Consider the following 16,577-nt stretch of genomic DNA (forward strand, 5'->3'; position numbering starts at 1 on the left):
GAGAATCACTCGATGTGATGACATCGACGTGCAAGGGGCTTACGCAGGCACTTTCTCCCCGCTATGGCCGCGCTCACACGTTCAGGTCGCCGCCGCCCGCCTCCTCCTCCGCGCTGTCGTCGTAGTCGTACTCCGGCGGGCTGGTGTCCAGTCCCAGCGCCTCGCGGACGTCGATCGTCGTCGCGCCGTCGTAGAACTCGTACCCGGCCTCGTAGTGCTCGTAGAAGGTGTCCGCGTCGGTCGCTGCCGCCGCCTTCGCCCAGTGCTCGCGCGCCGCCTCCAGCTCGTCCACCAGGTCGGCGACGGGCTGCTCGGAGTCCGCGGGCCAGCCGCGGCCGCGCAGCGCCTCGGTCTGGTCGTCGAGGCCGTCGCGGACCTCGCCGGCCCAGTCCGTGTTCACCTCGAGGTCGTCCTCGGGGTAGTCGTCGGGCTCCCGGTCGAGGACCCTGTCGAGGTCGCGCACCGACTCCAGGTACGCCAGCTGGTCGGCGTCCAGGGTGGTCGCGTCGTTGCGCAGCGAGCCGGTCAGGGTGCCCTTCTCGTCGGTGTTGCCGAAGATGCAGGTGATCTCGCGGTCGCCGAGCCGCCAGCTCTGCCGGGTCGGGGTGAGGTAGTACACGTCGACGTGCTGGGGCAGGGCCCACAGGTCCAGGGCGTAGTCGCTCTGGAGCGTGTAGCACTTGTCCTCGGCCACCGCCGTGACGTGGTCGTCGCCGGGGAAGGAGCCGCCCGGCAGGGTGACCGTGGCGAACACCTCGCCGTCGTGCTCGCCGGCGCAGGGAACGACGTCGAGGTCGTACGTCACGCCCTCCAGGGAGCCGCCGGGCGCGTCGAAGCACTGGCCCTTGTCCACGGAGAGGGTCTCGCCGGCCGCGCCCTCCTTGAAGCCCTCCCAGAAGTCGGCGGCGACCCCCGTGGGCAGCGCCACCGCCCACAGCGCGATCCCGACGGACGACAGCACGGAACCGGCGATCGCCAGGCCCTTGCCGCGCTCGCCCTTCCTCTTGATCTGCCGCAGGGCGATCAGCCCCAGCACCAGCCCGACGGCGGGCAGGAAGCACAGCACGCCGAGGACCAGGGCGGCGATGGCGACACCGTTGACCGGGGGCTGCTGCTGGTAGGGGTAGGGCTGCCAGCCGCCGTACGGAGCGGACGCGTACGGGCCGGGGGCGTACGGCCCCTGCTGGTACGGACCCTGCTGGTAAGGGCCCGGCGGGTGCGGAGCCGGGTACTGGCCCTGGGGGCCCGGCGGCTGCTCGGGGCCGGTGGGCGGGGGTGTGGACACGGGTACCGTGCTCCTGACTCGGTTCGTGAGGAACTGACGTACGACTTGGCGCATGGTAAGCGCGGGGCGACTGGGGGCGACATGGGGGTCACGAACGCGACGATCCGGGCGGTCAACGGGTTGACGGCCCGGTGGGCGCGGACCGTCGAGGCCGGCACGGTGTTCTCCGCGGCCGGGGTGTGGCCGCTGCTCGCCCTCCTCGCCGACGGCGCCGGGGGCCCGGCCCGCGACGAACTGACGGACGCGGTGGGCCTCCCCGCGGAGCAGGCGGCCCCGGCGGCGCGGGAGCTGCTGGCCCGGCTGGCGGCGACGCGCGGCCTGGACACGGCCGTCGGCCTGTGGACCAAGCGCACGCTGGAACTGCGCGAGGCATGGCGGGCGGGGCTGCCGGCGGAGGCGCACGGGGTGCTGTCCGGAGACGTCGCCGCGGACCACGCCGTGCTCGACGCGTGGGCCGCGAAGCGGACCGGCGGGCTCGTCGAGCGGATGCCGGTGACGCTGGACGCGCGCACCGAGCTGGTGCTGGCCGGAGCGCTCACGCTGCGCACGAACTGGCTGCGGCCGTTCGACGAGTACCCGCTGGCGCCGGAGACCGGGCCGTGGAGCGAGCGGACCGTGCTCGGGCTGTGGCGTGCGAGCGCGCTCCCGGACCGGGTCGGCGTCGCGGACACCCCGCACGGCTTCGTCACCGAGCTGAAGGTGCTGGGCGACAACGCCCTGGACCTCCATCTGCTGCTCGGCGAGGAGCACATGACGCCGGGGCAGGTGCTGTCGGCGGGCCTGGACGTCCTCGCCCGCCGGTGCCCCGTGGTCCCCGGCCCGCAGCTCCCCTACGGGGACGTGGGGCCGGGCCTGCGCGTGGTCAGGACGCGCAGCGAGCGGCCGGAACCGCCGACGCTGGAGGTGACCACCGCGGCGTTCGACCTCACCGGACACCACGACCTGCTGAAGCACCACGCCCTGTTCGGCCTCACCGCCGCGCGGGACGACCGCGTCGGCCACTTCCCCGGCGTCAGCGCCCACCCGCTCGCGGTCGGCTCGGCCGAGCAGTCCGCCATGGCCCGGTTCGGGGCGCTCGGCTTCCGCGCGGCGGCGGTCACGGCGTTCGACGCCATCGGCGCCGGCGTCCCCCAACTGCGCTTCCTGACCACCACCGTCCGGGCCCGCTTCGACCGCCCCTTCGGCTTCCTCGCCCTGCACCGCCACTCACGCCTCGTCCTCGCGGCGGGCTGGGTGACGGACCCGGAGCCCTTCCGCGAGGACGAGGAGTACTTCTAGGGGTACTGCCAGGGTGTCAGAACTGCAGCGCCCAGGCGTCGATGCGCCCGGTGTCGAAGTTGGCGTTGTCGCTCACCCGGAGCTTCCAGGTGCCGTTGGCGCTCTCCGCGGACGCGTTGACCGAGTACGTGGTGTCGATGTTGTCCGAGCTGCCGCCGGTGCCGTAGCCCTTGAGGGTGTACGCCGTGCCGTCGGGGGCGATCAGCTGGACCTGGAGGTCGCCGATGTAGGTGTGGACGATGTGGACCTCGACGGCGAGGGCCGCGGGCGCGTTGCCGGAGACACCGGAGACGGTGACCGGGGACTCGACGGTCGCGTTGTCGTTGATCGCGTAGTCACCGGTGTTCTCGAACCGCGGTCCCGGCGGGGTCGTGCTGCCGCCGCCGACGTACAGCAGGCGGTTGGGCGAGCCGGTGCCCGGGCTGCCGACGACGTCGGGCGTGGCGGCCGCGGTCAGCGCCGAGGACACCTGGGCGGGCGTGGCCGTCGGGTTGTCGGCCAGGTAGAGCGCCGCCGCTCCGGCGACGTGCGGGGTCGCCATCGACGTACCGGAGATGGTGTTGGTGGCGCTGTCGCCGCTGTTCCAGGCGGAGGTGATGGAGGAGCCCGGGGCGAACAGGTCGAGGACCGTGCCGTAGTTGGAGTAGCTGGCGCGGGCGTCGGAGGAGGTCGTCGCGCCGACGGTGATCGCCTCCGTCACGCGTGCGGGCGACCGGGTCGAGGCGTTGGTGCTCTCGTTGCCCGCCGCCACGGCGAAGGTGACGCCGGAGGCGATGGCGTTGCGTACGGCCGTGTCGAGCGCGGAGTCGGCGCCGCCGCCGAGGGACATGTTGGCGACGGCCGGCTTGACCGCGTTGCGCGCGACCCAGTCGATGCCGGCGACGACCTGGGCGGTCGTACCGGAGCCGGAGTTGTTCAGCACCCGGACGCCGACGATGTTCGCCTTCTTGGCGACGCCGTGGGCGCTGCCCGCGACGGTGCCGGCGACGTGCGTGCCGTGGCCGTGGCCGTCCTGGGCGGTGTTGTCGTTGTCGATGGCGTCGTAGCCGTAGGAGGCGCGGCCGCCGAAGTCGCTGTGGGTGATGCGGACGCCGGTGTCGATGACGTACGCCGTCACGCCCTGCCCGGCCGAGTCCGGGTAGGTGTACGAGCTGTTCAGCGGCAGGTTCCGCTGGTCGATGCGGTCCAGGCCCCAGGACGGCGGGCTGGGCTGCGTGGCGTCGATGCTGAACGTGCGGTTCTGCACGACGGAGGCGACGGCCGGGTCGGCGGCGAGCCGCTTCGCCTCGGTCTCGGAGGCCTCGATCGCGTAGCCGTTGAGGGCCTTGGTGTACGTGCGCTCGATGGTGGCGCCGTACTTCTTGGCCAGCGCGCGGCCCTCGGCGGAGCCGGAGCGGGCCTCGCCCGGCTTCAGGGTCACGATGTAGCTGTCGGCGACGGCGTTCGCCGCGCCCTCGTACTTGATGCGGCCTTCGGCGGCGGCGGGTGCCGCGCCGGCGGGCAGCGCGGAGACCAGGCCCGCGGCGAGCGCCGCGGTGCTCGCGACGGCGATCGCGGCCAGTCTTCGCCGGGTGGTGCGGTGGGGAGTACGCATCACTGCCATCTGAGGGGTCCTCCTCGATCGGTGGTGCGCCGGTGGGGGTGGTGCACGGGTAGTGCGGAGCACGCACGAGGAGGTCAGGGACATGCCAAGCGACGAGACATGTCAAGCCGCGGGGCATGCCGGAGCCCAGCCGGGGCCCGTGTGCCTCACTGTGCGTCAGCCGAAAGATTGAGGCCTGCACAGGAATTGCACAAGGGCCCTGCACGGACGTAACAGGCGTGCCATACGCCGTTCATGACGAGCCATCACCTCCTCCGGGGGACGGTCGGGCCCCCGGCGGAGGAGTGCCGTCAGGCGTCGAAACCGGTCTCCCGCGTGCGCTTCTCCCACGCCGCCACGTCGTCCCGCACCTGGTCGAGATGATCGAGGACGGCGGTGACCGCGTCGTCACCGAGCGGCAGGTGCAGCGGGGTCTTCCCGGCCTCCAGGGCCGCGCGGATCAAGGCCGCCGCCTTGGCCGGGTCACCGGCCTGCGTGCCGTCGCCGGTCGCCACGTACCCGCGGGTCTGGGTGACCTTCGGGTACGCCCCGCTGTCGGGGCTGAAGCCGGCCCGGTTCCCCTCGAACAGCGAGGTGCGGAAGGCACCCGGCTCCACGATCAGCACCTTGATGCCGAACTCCGCCACCTCGTCGGCGAGCGCCTCCGACATGCCCTCCAGCGCGAACTTCGTACCGCTGTACGCGGCGAAACCGGCGAACGACATCTGCCCGCCCACGCTGCTCATCTGCACGATCGCGCCCGAACGCCGCTCCCGCATGAACGGCAGCACCGCCCGGGTCAGCGCGGCCGGCCCGAAGAGATGCAGGTCGAACAGGGCACGCAGCTCGTCGTCGGTGGTCTCCTCGAAGGCGCCGACATGCGTACGGCCCGCGTTGTTGACCAGGACGTCGATCCGCCCGTGCCGCTCCACCACGTCCCGCACCGCCGCCTCGGCGGCACCGGTGTCCGTGACGTCCAGCCGCAGCGCCTCCATCTGGTCCGGGTGCGCGGCCACCAGGTCGTCCAGCGCCTCCGGGCGTCGGGCGGCCCCCACCACGACGTCCCCCGCGGCCAGCGCCGCCTCGGTGATCGCCCGCCCGAATCCGCTGCTCGCGCCCGTGATCAGCCAGACCTTGCTCATGTCCCGTCCCCTTCTCAGTCACTTCCGCAACATCAACAAGACTGCTGTAAAAGGGCGTTGCCCGTCCAAGATTCCCGGTGATAACCGTTGGACATGACAACGGACGTACACGGCAGAGAGTTGCGCTACTTCCTCACCGTGGCCGAGGAACTGCACTTCACCCGCGCCGCCGAACGGCTGTACGTCTCCCAGCCCGCCCTCAGCAAACAGATCCGCGCGCTCGAACGGCAGCTGGGCGTCGCACTCTTCCGGCGCGACCGGCACAGCGTCGCCCTCACCCCGGCGGGCGAGGCACTGCTGCCGCACGCCCGGCGCGTCCTGGACGCCTGGGAGGAAGGCGCCGAAGCGGTCGCCCGGGCCCGCGCCACCCAGCGAACGACCCTGGTCATCGGCATGAGCACCAGTCCCGGCCGCGGCGGACTCCTCCCCGCGATCCGCTCCCGCTTCACCGCCGCCCACCCGGAAGCCGCGGTGCGCCTGCGGCAGATCGTCTGGGACGACCCCACCGCGGGCCTCGCCGACGGCACCGCGGACGTCGCCTTCGTCTGGCTGCCACTGCCCGACCAGGAGCGCTACGCCTGGACCGTGATCGCCGAGGAGCCCCGCATGGTCGCCCTCCCCGACACCCACCCCCTCACCGCCCGCACCGAGATCGACTTCACCGACCTCCTCGACGAGCCGTTCCTCGCCCTCCCCCCGACCGCCGGCCCCCTCCGCGACCACTGGCTCGCCCTCGACGCCCGCGCCGGCCGGCCGCCCCGCGTCGGCGCGGAGATCGCCGGCACCGAGGAGACCTACGAGGCGCTGGTCGCCGGCCTCGGCATCTGCCTGGTCGCCACCGGCAACGCCCCCCTGATCACCCTCGGCGGCGTGACGACCCGCCCGGTCAACGGCCTCACCCCCACCCGCTACGCCCTCGCCTGGCGACGGGAGGACGGGGAAAGGCCGCTGGTACGGGGGTACGCGGAGGCGTGCCGGCGGGTGGCCAGGCGGGCCTCGTAGGGCTCAGTCCTCGATCACCGGATTGCACGGCGAGAGGAACGGGTCCAGGCGCTCCTCGACGATCCCCCTGCGCACGACGCGCACCCGGAACGCGTTGTCCGCGTTCGGGATGTCGCCTTCATCGGAGCGGTCGTAGAGCATCCCCCACGAACCGGGGAAGCGGCGCGCGATGTACGCCACCAGTTCGTCCAGCTGCCCGGCCTCGTATCCGACGTGGTTCGTGTGACCGGTGGCCGTGACGACGTCCAGCCCGTTGAACACGTCGAGCACGACCTTGCAGCTGGAGGACCACTGGACCGAGTCGATCCGCGCCCGCAGCTCCTCGGCGCCCGCCTTCAGGGACTGCGAGTCGTCCTCGTACGGGTCCTCGGAAATGCCGAACCAGCCATGGAACTCGTACATGCCCTCACTCCAGCGGAGTCGTGTCGATCACCGGCTCGACGCCGTACCGGCGTCCGTATTCCTGGAGCTTATCGATCACGCCTGGTCCGGGCGGTCCGTCGAACTGGAAGTACGGCGTGCGGCCACTCTGGATCGCCGCCTCGAACGTGGCTTGCGCCTGCTTGCGGAACTTCTTGTTCAACGTGAAGTCCGCGGGCTTCGCCTGGGCCACGTACTCGTCGCTGATGGCGTCGAACTCACGTCCGTCCGGATCGTTCGCGAACCTCCTGCGAGGCTCTCCGCCGAGCTTGTCGGCCAGCTTGTCCGCGTCGGCGTCGGGCTTGTTGACCTCGATGAGATCGCCGAGCCCCCCGTTGTCCTCGTACGGAGCGAGGCCCAGCGGATCGCTGAACCGGTGCGGGTTGTGCACGTACGCGGTCGGGTTGGGCGCGGGCGCGAGGCCCAGCGGATCGGGCGTGGTGTACCGGGCGGTCTGCGGGTCGTAGTAGCGGTGGTGGTTGTAGTGGAGGCCGGTCTCCGGGTCGAAGTACTGGCCGGGGAACCGCAGCGGTGTGTACGCGGACGCGTCGGCGTTCCACGTCGTGATGCCCCACAGCGTGGTGCGGCTCTGCCAGGCGATGCGCCCGTCCTCGTCGATGAGCTCGGTCGGGGTGCCGATGAGATCGGTAGCGATCGCGAAGAACCGCGCGTCGATCTCCCGCTGGGTGACGGCGTCGGTGAGCCGTTCGGTCTGGGCGACCGGGACCAGGCCCTCGTGGTCCCAGCTCAGCGTGGTGTGGTGGGGCAGCTCGCCTGGGATCTCCGTGGTCTGCTCCGCGAGTACGGGACCGTCCCAGACGAAGCGCGTGCGCTCCGCCACCGTCCGGCCGTCGGCCGCCATGCGCTCCTTGGCGATGCGTCGGCCCAGCGGGTCGTACCGGTAGCGCCACAGTGTGCCGTCCGGGGTCGTGACCTCGGTGAGCCGGTCCTCGGCGTCGTACGCGTACGTCCACACGTCACGCTTCTTCGAAAGCCGGGTCTTCGAGCGGCGGATCAGCCTGCCGGCGTCGTCGTACGCGTAGCGGTTGGCTCCGGCCTCCGTGATCCGGGTTCCGGTGTAGGAGCGCCGGCCGCGCGCGTCGCCACCGGCGTGGCGGTCCGGCCAGGCGGCGGCGACGTTGTTGCCACCGCTGTCGTACGCGTAGGACTCGCTCCACCGGTCGGCCGTGACGGCGGTGACCCGGCCCGTCGCGTCCAGGCCGAAGCGGCGCGGGCCGCGCAGGGCGTCGTCGACCGCGACGAGATGGCCGTCCTCGCGGTACGCGTACGTCCGCAGGTTCAGCCGGTGGCCGCCGCGCGCGATCTCCTGGGCGGTGAGCCGGCCCGCGGCGTCCCAGTCCGACGTCAGCGTCAGTGTCTCCCCGACGCGGCGGGCGAGCTCACGCCCCGCGCCATCACGCGTGAACACGATGTCGTGTCCCGCGACGGTCAGCGCGGCGGCACGGCCCGCGCCGTCGTGCGTGTACGAGGTGACATGGCCGCCCGGGGTGACGCGCCGGGTGCGGCGCCCCGCCACGTCGTACGAGAACGACAGCGCACGCCCGTCGAGCAGTTCTGTCTTGACGTGGCCCCGACGGTCATACACGTACGTCAGCTCGGCGTCGGGTCCGACGGCCCGCAGCAACCGGCCCGCGGGGTCGTACTCGTACGTCGTGACGGCGCCGCCGGCGTCCTTGCGGACGACCTGGCCGAGCAGGTCGCGCTCGTAGCGGACGGCCGCGCCGAGCGGGGTGGTACGGGTCAGCACCCGGCCGAGCGGATCGACGTCGTAGGCGACGGTGCGGCCGTCGAAGTCGGTCTCGGCGACGAGGTTGCCGACCGCGTCGTAGGTGTAGCTCCACCGCAGGCCCAGAGGGTTCCTGACCTCGGTAAGGCGCAGCTCGGTGTCGTGCGTGAACTCGTGGCGGGCACCGTCGGGGTCGGTGCGGGCCGCGAGCAGGTCGAAGTGGGTGTACTCGAAGGTCGTGCTGCGGCCCTCGGGGTCGGTATGGCTGAGGCAGTTGCCCTCGCCGTCGTACGTCCACGACTCCACGGCCCCGTCCGCGCCCGTGAACCGCGCGAGCCGGCCCTCAGGGGTCCACTCGAAGCGGGCGGTGCCGCCGCTCGGTCCGGTGCGCTCGGTGATCCGGCCGAAGGCGTCCCGGACGTACGTCGTCACACCGCCGTCCGGGGCCGTCTGGGCCATGAGAAGGCCTGCGGCGTTGTGGCGCAGCAGGGTAGTCGCGCCGAGCGGGTCGGTGACCGAGGTGACGTGGCCGAGCGCGTCGTGGGTGTATCGGGTGGTGCGCCCGGCGGGGTTGGTGACCGCGACGCGGTTGCCGCGTTCGTCGTACTCCTGCTTCCAGCGCAGCCCGCCCGGCTGGACCAGCTCGACCGGGCGGCCGTCGCCGCCGTAGGCCGCCGTCTGCACGCTGCCGTCGGGGCGGACCGTCGAGACGAGACGGCCCTCGTCGTCCCAGCGGAACTCGGTCCGCGCACCGAGCGCATCGGTACGGGACAGCAGCCGGTCGTCGCGGTCGTAGGCGTACCGGATCACCGCGCCCGTGGGCCAGGTCTCGGCGACGACCTGGAGGTGGCTGTTGACCGTGTAGCGCCAGGTGTGACCGAGGGAATCGGTGACCGTGGTGGTGGTCAGGCCGGTGTCCGGGTGCGGCTCGCTGTAGTGGAACTCCGAGCGCAGATGCCCCTCGGCACCGGTCTGGAAGACGCACCGGTCCCTGTCGTCGTACACGAAGCTGTAGCTGGAGCCGTTCGTGTCGGTCCAGGCGACGATGCGTCCTTCGGTGTCGTAGTCGAACCGGGTGGGGATGCCCGAGGACTTGGTGACCTCGTTGAGATGGCCTTCCGCGCTGTATCCGTACCTGGCGATCTCGGTGCCGCCAAGACTCAGCGAGGTGATCCGGCGGTTCTCCGTGGTGAACGTGAGGCGGTAGCCCCCCGAGTGGGTGAGGGCGAGCGGGGCACCCTCCTCGTCGTACTCCGCGGTGATCGTGCGCCCGTTGCGGTCGGCGATCTCGGCGAGCGGCGCGGAGCCGTTGTCTCCCGGCTCGACGCCGGGTGGGGCGAGAAAGTGCCGGACGACGCCCGTGTCCGGGTCGGTGAGTGTGTAACTGCCGTCGGTGTGCCGCTCCAGCGGCCAGCGCGGCCCCGCCTCGGGGAGCACCGGAGTGCCGGGGGCCGGGTGCGGGTACGGGACGAGCAGGTTGTCCTCACCGTGGAAGACGACACCGATCGGGTCGACGGTCAGACGCTGGTCGATCGTCGACGACCAGCTCTCGCCGAACCAGCGGCCCGCCCGGTAGGAGGACTCGAAATCCCTGCGGAACAGCAGCGGCAGGCTGCCCGGCAGCAGCACGTCCTCCTGCGGCAGGAACATGCGGCCGGTCGCGAAGTCGACGGGCTCACGGCCGCACCGCTTGCCATCAGGCCTGCGGACGGTCTCTCTGAGGTCGTCGGCACGGCGCGCCTTGGCGGCGTCCGCGAGCTCGTCCGTGAGCCTCACGCCCTTCGCGGCGGCTCCGGCACCACCCGTCGCGACGGTGAGGATCGCGTCCGGCACGAGCGTGCCGAACCCTTCCGCCGGGTCCTTCATGAAGTTGTCCAGCATCTGCTTGCCGGTGCCCCAGGGGTCGTTGGCGACCTGGACGAGTCCGGCGACGGTGCTGTTGAGATTGGTGACGTACTCGGCCGGATGCGTGATGTTGTACGGGTCCAGCGGGTTGAGGCCCCGGACGAAGTTCAGGATCCCCGCGGTGCCCTTGACCGCGCCCATGGCGAAGTGGGTCTGCATCAGTTCGAGCTCGTCGAGCCCGTCCGTCAACTGTTCGCCGTAGGAGGGCTTGGGCGGGGCCGCGTCGCGGGCCTCCTGCACTGCCTTGCGGGCGGTCTCGGCGGCGGAGTTCCGCTGCTTGCGCGCCTCGGCAAGGATGTCCTGCGCCTCCTGCATCTTCGCCTTGCCGGGGTCGGAGAACTGGCCCGGCTTCGGCGGCAGTGTGGCGGGGTCACGCTTGTCGGCGGGCGTCGCGTTGTACTTGTCGACGGCGTTGTTGTAGTCGTCGACCTTCTTGTTGTGCGCGTCCAGGGCATCCGCCGAGGCCTTCGTGCCTTCCTTCCACCTGTCGATCGCGAGCTGCGCCTGGCCCTGCGCCCAGGTCACCGTGTCCGCGAACGACTCCAGCGCCTTCGCCGCCTTCTCGAACGCGTCCGCGCCCTTGTACCACTTGGGGGGCTCCAGTTTCACCGTCTTGCGGAACGCGTCCGCCGCCTGCCCCTGCAGGGAGTCCGAGTCGAGCCCTTCGAGACCGAGCCCCACGTCGTTGAACGAGTCCGTGAAGTCACGCAGGTGGGAAGCAGTGGAGCGCAGCTTGCCCGGCGAGCCGTAGATGAGCTTTGTCTTGTCCTCCGTCTGCCCGAGGTCCATCTCGTCGACCTCGGCACCCATCCGGTTCGCCAGTGAACGCGACTGCTCGCGCACCCAGTCCGCACCGGACTCCCAGCCGACGTCCTGGAGCCGGTCCGCCGTCCAGTTGCCGGCGTCCTCCACCCGGTTGCCGACCCACTCGACGCCGTCCTCGACCGCGTCCTCGACGACGTCCGGCGTGATGTCACTGACGAAATCCCCGATACCCATGCGTCAGTTCCCCCCGCCGCCGTTCTGCTGCTGCTGTTGTTGCCGGGCGCGCTCCTCGGGCGACGGCCCGAAGGCGTCGTCGACGGCCTGGTCGAACTGTCGCTGGTCGATCCCGAGGAGGTCGTTGAGGATCCGCGACCGCTCGCCGCCCTGCCCCTCGGTGAGCACCGCTCGCCCCGTGTCCTTCCAGGTCTGGGCCATCTCGTCGCCGGCGCGGTCCCACGACTCGGCGCTCCAGTCCGGGTCCAGCGCGTCCGGTGTGAACACGTCACCCCAGCCCTGTTTGGCGATGTCCTCCTCGGACGCGTACGGGCTGCCGCCGGCGACAGAGTTGACGCCGAACTTCAGCGAGCTCTGGACGTACTGGTCCTCCTCCCACAGCACGCCCGCGGCCAGGCCGAGCTTCGCCGCGATGGTGTTGGCGTCCTGGATCAGCGCCCGTACGCCCCACTCCCACCGCTCACAGAAGTCCTCGAAGTCCACGGACAGACCGTGGTGCCCGGCTTCCATGCCGGTCATCGCCAGTTCGGAGAAGCCCTTGCCGAGCACCGCTCCGGTGCTCGTACCGATCTCCTTCAGCTCACCGACCGCGTCGCGTATGCCCTGGGTGAGCCGCTGGACGGTGTAGTTGTCGACACCGAGATCCTTCGCCCCGTCGCCCATCAGGCGGCACCCCCCGCGGTCGCGCCGGCCCCGCCGGTGGGCTTGCCCGGCGTGTCGACGGCGGCTTCGTCCGGAACGATGCCCATGGCGGGCGGGAAGAGCATGGACCCATCGGGGTCCGCGACGTCTACGGCGATGCCCGCGGGCTCGCCCATCGCCGGGATGATCTCGTCGAGCAGCCGGGCGCCGAGCAGTTCGGCGAACTCCCAGGGCCGGGCGCCGTCCCCGGAGCTCCCGGGCTCCCACGCCCGCGACTGCGCGAAGCGTGCCAGGGCCTCCTCGCCGGTGAACGCGAACACCCAGCGCACCCCGCCGAAATGCCCCGTCCACAGCCCGCCCCGGTCCAGCGGCACGAGCATCCGGGCCCGCCTCAGCTCCCCGAGGAGCGCCCGCGGATCGCCTGTCCCGGCCCGCCGCTCAGCGATCCGCTCCGCGAGCGCAGTCCCGTCACGCACTTCATCGCCTCCCCCGACATCGACGGCAACGTGTCTTCCCAGGAACACACGCCCCATACGCAACCGGCGGTTCCCGGCCAGTGCCCTTGGCGTTACCGGCCAAGGCGGGGGAAAGCATCCGGTGAGCCGAGGGCTTCACACGGTCAAAAAAAGGCGCCCGCCCACCCAGCGGGCGGTACGGGCGCTCTCTGCCGACAGGCGTCAGACGTTGAAGCGAAACTCCACCACGTCCCCGTCCTGCATCACATACTCCTTGCCCTCCATGCGCGCCTTGCCCTTCGCGCGGGCCTCGGCGACCGAGCCGGTCTCGACCAGGTCGTCGAAGGAGATGACCTCGGCCTTGATGAAGCCCTTCTGGAAGTCCGTGTGGATCACGCCGGCCGCCTCGGGGGCGGTCGCGCCCTTCTTGATGGTCCAGGCGCGGGACTCCTTGGGGCCGGCCGTGAGGTAGGTCTGCAGGCCGAGGGTGTCGAAGCCGACACGGGCGAGGGTGGCCAGGCCGGGCTCGGTCGCGCCGACCGACTCCAGCAGCTCCATGGCGTCCTCCTCGTCCAGCTCGGCGAGGTCCGCCTCCAGCTTGGCGTTGAGGAAGATCGCCTCGGCGGGGGCGACCAGGGCGCGCTGCTCGTCCTTGAACGCGTCGTCCGTCAGCTCGTCCTCGTCGACGTTGAAGACGTAGAGGAACGGCTTGGTGGTGAGCAGGTGCAGGTCGTGGAGGAGCTCGTTGCGCTCGGTGCCCTGGACGATGCCGTGCGCGAAGAGGGTGTCGCCCTTCTCCAGGATCTCCTTGGCCTCCTCGACCGCCTTGACCTTGGGCGCGACGTCCTTCTTGATCCGCGACTCCTTCTGCAGGCGCGGCAGGACCTTCTCGATGGTCTGGAGGTCGGCGAGGATCAGCTCGGTGTTGATCGTCTCGATGTCGTCCTTGGGCGAGACCTTGCCGTCGACGTGGACGACGTTCTCGTCCTTGAAGGCGCGGATGACCTGGCAGATCGCGTCGGACTCGCGGATGTTCGCCAGGAACTTGTTGCCCAGGCCCTCGCCCTCGGAGGCGCCGCGCACGATGCCCGCGATGTCGACGAAGTCGACCGTCGCCGGCAGCACCCGCTCCGACTTGAAGATCTCCGCGAGCTTCGCCAGGCGGGCGTCGGGGACGCCGACCACACCGACGTTGGGCTCGATCGTGGCGAACGGGTAGTTGGCCGCCAGCACGTCGTTCTTGGTCAGGGCGTTGAACAGGGTCGACTTGCCGACATTCGGCAGACCGACGATTCCGATCGTGAGCGACACGTTGCGACTTCCCGTATGTGGTGAGGGCGGGGCCAGGGGGCCAGGGACCGAGTGCTGCTGAGCGCGTACGAGACTGGCCGATCCCCCAGTCTACGGGGTACCCGTCGGGCCCCGGCGATGTGCCGATCGCTTGGCCAAGCGGGCCACACGGCGTGTCGGACGGGCTATTCGGCACATAAAACGACCTAAGTTGGGCCAGTGGAGCAACACAGGACACGCCCCCCGCAACAAGGACCGCGCCGCGGCACCTCGCCGCCCCTGCCGCCGCAGACGGCCCGCGGCGTCGTCCGCACGCCCCGGCCGCCCCGATCCGCGGTCCGGCCGACCCGTCCCGGCCCGCAGCGCGGTACGACACCGCGCGGCACGGCTCCCGAACGGCGGCCGGCGCCCGCCCGGCGGCCCCCTCCCGCGGCGGCCGTCCCGGCCCGGCCGCTGCCCAAACCGCGGCTGACCGGGCTGGGCTGCGGGTTGTTCTGCGGAACCCTGATGCTCACCCTGGGCTTTCTGGACCAGCTGCTCTTCGGGGCCTCGCCGCTGGTGTACGGCGTGCTGTTCCTGCCGGTGTGCGTGCTCGGCGCGGTGTGGGTGCGCCGCGGCGACCTGGTGACCGTGCCTGTGGTGGTCCCGATCGCCTTCGCGGTGGGCCTGCTGCCGCTCGCCCACGGCGACGGACCGGGCTCCCGGATCATGGCCCTGTTCACCGCGCTGGCGACCCAGGCCGGCTGGCTGTACGGCGGGACGCTGATCGCCGGCGCGATCGTGACCGTACGCAAGCTGAGGCTGATGGCCAAGCGCGCCGCAGCGGCCCGCAGGCGCCCCCCCACCGCGGCCTGACCGCGACCCGAGAGCGGCCGACCCCCGCAGTCCGAGGGCGGCCCGACAACGACCGACCCCGCCGACCGGCAGCGGCGCCCAGGAGGCTCAGCCCGCGCCGCCCCGTCCCCCCTGCGCCGCGTGCATCGCCGCGCCCACGATCCCCGCGTTGTTCTGCAGCTCGGCCGGGACGATCTCGGCCTTGATGTCCTCGATGTAGTGCAGGAACTTGTGCGCCTTGCGGCTGACCCCGCCGCCGATGATGAAGAGCTCCGGGGAGAACAGCATCTCGACGTGCGCGAGGTAGCCGCGGACGCGGTGGGCCCACTGCTCCCAGGACAGGTCGTGGTCGTCCTTGGCCTTGCTGGAGGCCCGCTTCTCCGCGTCGTGCCCGTGCAGCTCCAGGTGGCCGAGCTCGGTGTTGGGAACGAGTGTCCCGTCGACGAAGACCGCGCTGCCGATCCCGGTGCCGAAGGTCAGCAGGATGACCGTGCCCTTGCGGCCGCGCCCGGCGCCGAAGGCCATCTCGGCGACGCCCGCCGCGTCCGCGTCGTTCACCACCGTCACCGGCAGGCCGCCGAGGCGGTCGGAGAACAGCGCGCGGGCGTCCGTGTCGATCCAGGCCTTGTCCACGTTCGCCGCCGTACGCACCGTGGAGCCGCCCGTGACCACGCCCGGGAAGGTCAGGCCGACCGGGCCCGTCCAGCCGAAGTGCTCGACGACCTGTCTGACCCCGTCGGCCACCCCGTCGGGGGTCGCCGGGTGCGGGGTGAGCACCTTGCAGCGCTCCTGCGCCAGGTCGCCCCTGTCCAAATCCACAGGGGCGCCCTTGATTCCGGATCCGCCGATGTCCACACCGAAGATCTGCATGGCTCCACGTTACGACGGACGACTGACGGTCACGTCCCGGCCGGGCGGGCCGGACCCGTCACTCGCCGGCCGTGCCGGCCCCGCCGCGCTCGGCGACCAGCGCGGCCGCCTCCTCACGCAGGTCGCGGCGCAGTTCCTTCGGCAGCGAGAAGGTGATGGACTCCTCGGCGGCCTTGACGATCTCGACGTCCTCGAAGCCCCGCTGGGCCAGCCACTCCAGCACCTGCTCGACCAGCACCTCCGGCACCGAGGCGCCCGAGGTGACGCCGACCGTGGTGACGCCCTCCAGCCAGGCCTCGTCGATCTCGTCGGCGAAGTCCACCAGGTAGGAGGCGCGGGCGCCGGCCAGCTTGGCGACCTCGACGAGCCGCTTGGAGTTCGAGGAGTTGCGGGAGCCGACGACGATCACCAGGTCGGCCTCGGCGCCCATCTGCTTCACCGCGAGCTGACGGTTCTGCGTGGCGTAGCAGATGTCGTCGCTGGGCGGGGAGATCAGCTGCGGGAACTTCTCCTTGAGCGCGTCGACGGTCTCCATGGTCTCGTCGACGGAGAGGGTGGTCTGTGACAGCCAGACGACCTTCGACGGGTCGCGGACCTCGACCTTCGCCACGTCGCCCGGTCCGTCGACGAGCTGGATGTGGTCGGGGGCCTCGCCGGAGGTGCCGATGACCTCCTCGTGGCCCTCGTGCCCGATGAGGAGGATGTCGTAGTCCTCGTTGGCGAAGCGGACGGCTTCCTTGTGGACCTTGGTGACCAGCGGGCAGGTCGCGTCGATGGTGGCGAGCCGGCCGCGCGCGGCCTCCTCGTGGACGACCGGGGCGACGCCGTGCGCGGAGAACATCACGATGTTGCCCGGCGGCACCTCCTCCGTCTGCTCGACGAAGATCGCGCCCTTCTTCTCCAGGGTCTGCACGACGTACTTGTTGTGGACGATCTCGTGGCGGACGTAGACCGGAGCGCCGTACTGCTCCAGGGCTTTCTCGACGGCGATCACGGCGCGGTCCACACCCGCGCAGTAACCACGGGGGGCGGCGAGCAGGACACGGCGGCCAGGCGAAGCAGTCATGCGACCCATCGTAAGGCCGCGTTCGGGGGTCAGAGATCGCGTCCCCGCCGGGCTGCCGGG

The 16,577-nt window shown here is 71.4% G+C and carries 13 protein-coding genes; 3 read left to right on the forward strand and 10 right to left on the reverse strand.

The genetic code is table 11. The features are described 5' to 3' along the window. Nucleotides 1–73: 73 nt before the first annotated feature. Complete coding sequence (locus ACSU6L_RS13305; RefSeq protein WP_437056625.1) at nt 74–1,285, reverse strand: DUF4190 domain-containing protein; 1,212 nt, start codon at nt 1,283–1,285, stop codon at nt 74–76. 81 nt (nt 1,286–1,366) lie between these two features. On the opposite strand from ACSU6L_RS13305, the gene ACSU6L_RS13310 reads away from it, so the two are divergent. Beyond that, entirely contained in the window at nt 1,367–2,563 is a 1,197-nt protein-coding gene (locus tag ACSU6L_RS13310) for a serpin family protein (protein WP_437056627.1), read from the forward strand. Between the two features lie 16 nt (nt 2,564–2,579). On the opposite strand, the gene ACSU6L_RS13315 is transcribed toward ACSU6L_RS13310, so the two are convergent. Both ACSU6L_RS13315 and ACSU6L_RS13320 read right to left on the reverse strand, forming a co-directional pair. Next, nucleotides 2,580–4,166, reverse strand: a complete 1,587-nt coding sequence (locus tag ACSU6L_RS13315; protein ID WP_437056629.1) for a S8 family peptidase — start codon at nt 4,164–4,166, stop codon at nt 2,580–2,582. Between the two features lie 290 nt (nt 4,167–4,456). Further along, nucleotides 4,457–5,287, reverse strand: coding sequence for an oxidoreductase (locus ACSU6L_RS13320; RefSeq protein WP_437056631.1), 831 nt, complete (start codon nt 5,285–5,287; stop codon nt 4,457–4,459). A gap of 93 nt (nt 5,288–5,380) precedes the next feature. Between ACSU6L_RS13320 and ACSU6L_RS13325 the strand changes: the two genes are divergently transcribed. Then, nucleotides 5,381–6,289 (forward strand): LysR family transcriptional regulator, encoded by a 909-nt coding sequence (locus ACSU6L_RS13325; RefSeq protein ID WP_437056633.1) that lies wholly within the window; start codon nt 5,381–5,383, stop codon nt 6,287–6,289. A 3-nt stretch (nt 6,290–6,292) separates the two neighbouring features. On the opposite strand, the gene ACSU6L_RS13330 is transcribed toward ACSU6L_RS13325, so the two are convergent. The 5 genes from ACSU6L_RS13330 to ychF form a co-directional block, all read right to left on the reverse strand. Beyond that, nucleotides 6,293–6,691: an Imm7 family immunity protein gene (locus tag ACSU6L_RS13330; protein ID WP_437056635.1), complete on the reverse strand. Its 399-nt coding sequence runs from the start codon at nt 6,689–6,691 to the stop codon at nt 6,293–6,295. Between the two features lie 4 nt (nt 6,692–6,695). Then, complete coding sequence (locus ACSU6L_RS13335; RefSeq protein ID WP_437056637.1) at nt 6,696–11,360, reverse strand: putative T7SS-secreted protein; 4,665 nt, start codon at nt 11,358–11,360, stop codon at nt 6,696–6,698. Between the two features lie 3 nt (nt 11,361–11,363). Further along, a complete protein-coding gene (locus ACSU6L_RS13340; RefSeq protein WP_437064870.1) occupies nt 11,364–12,026 on the reverse strand; it encodes a hypothetical protein in 663 nt (220 codons plus the stop codon). Then, nucleotides 12,023–12,478, reverse strand: coding sequence for a hypothetical protein (locus tag ACSU6L_RS13345; protein ID WP_437056639.1), 456 nt, complete (start codon nt 12,476–12,478; stop codon nt 12,023–12,025). The genes ACSU6L_RS13340 and ACSU6L_RS13345 overlap by 4 nt, the downstream gene beginning before the upstream one ends. Before the next feature lie 201 nt (nt 12,479–12,679). Continuing rightward, nucleotides 12,680–13,768, reverse strand: a complete 1,089-nt coding sequence (gene ychF / locus ACSU6L_RS13350) for a redox-regulated ATPase YchF (RefSeq protein ID WP_073940238.1) — start codon at nt 13,766–13,768, stop codon at nt 12,680–12,682. A 198-nt stretch (nt 13,769–13,966) separates the two neighbouring features. Between ychF and ACSU6L_RS13355 the strand changes: the two genes are divergently transcribed. Beyond that, nucleotides 13,967–14,602: a DUF6542 domain-containing protein gene (locus tag ACSU6L_RS13355; protein WP_437056641.1), complete on the forward strand. Its 636-nt coding sequence runs from the start codon at nt 13,967–13,969 to the stop codon at nt 14,600–14,602. 87 nt (nt 14,603–14,689) lie between these two features. Here the strand turns inward: ACSU6L_RS13355 and ppgK are convergent, their stop codons facing one another. Then, a complete protein-coding gene (gene ppgK / locus ACSU6L_RS13360) occupies nt 14,690–15,451 on the reverse strand; it encodes a polyphosphate--glucose phosphotransferase (protein WP_437056643.1) in 762 nt (253 codons plus the stop codon). Between the two features lie 58 nt (nt 15,452–15,509). After that, the gene (locus tag ACSU6L_RS13365) at nt 15,510–16,526 is read right to left on the reverse strand and encodes a 4-hydroxy-3-methylbut-2-enyl diphosphate reductase (protein WP_437056645.1); all 1,017 of its coding nucleotides are present in this window, start codon (nt 16,524–16,526) and stop codon (nt 15,510–15,512) included. Between the last annotated feature and the right edge of the window lie 51 nt (nt 16,527–16,577).

This window comes from Streptomyces sp. enrichment culture, assembly GCF_964272855.1.
In the GTDB taxonomy this organism is placed as follows: domain Bacteria; phylum Actinomycetota; class Actinomycetes; order Streptomycetales; family Streptomycetaceae; genus Streptomyces.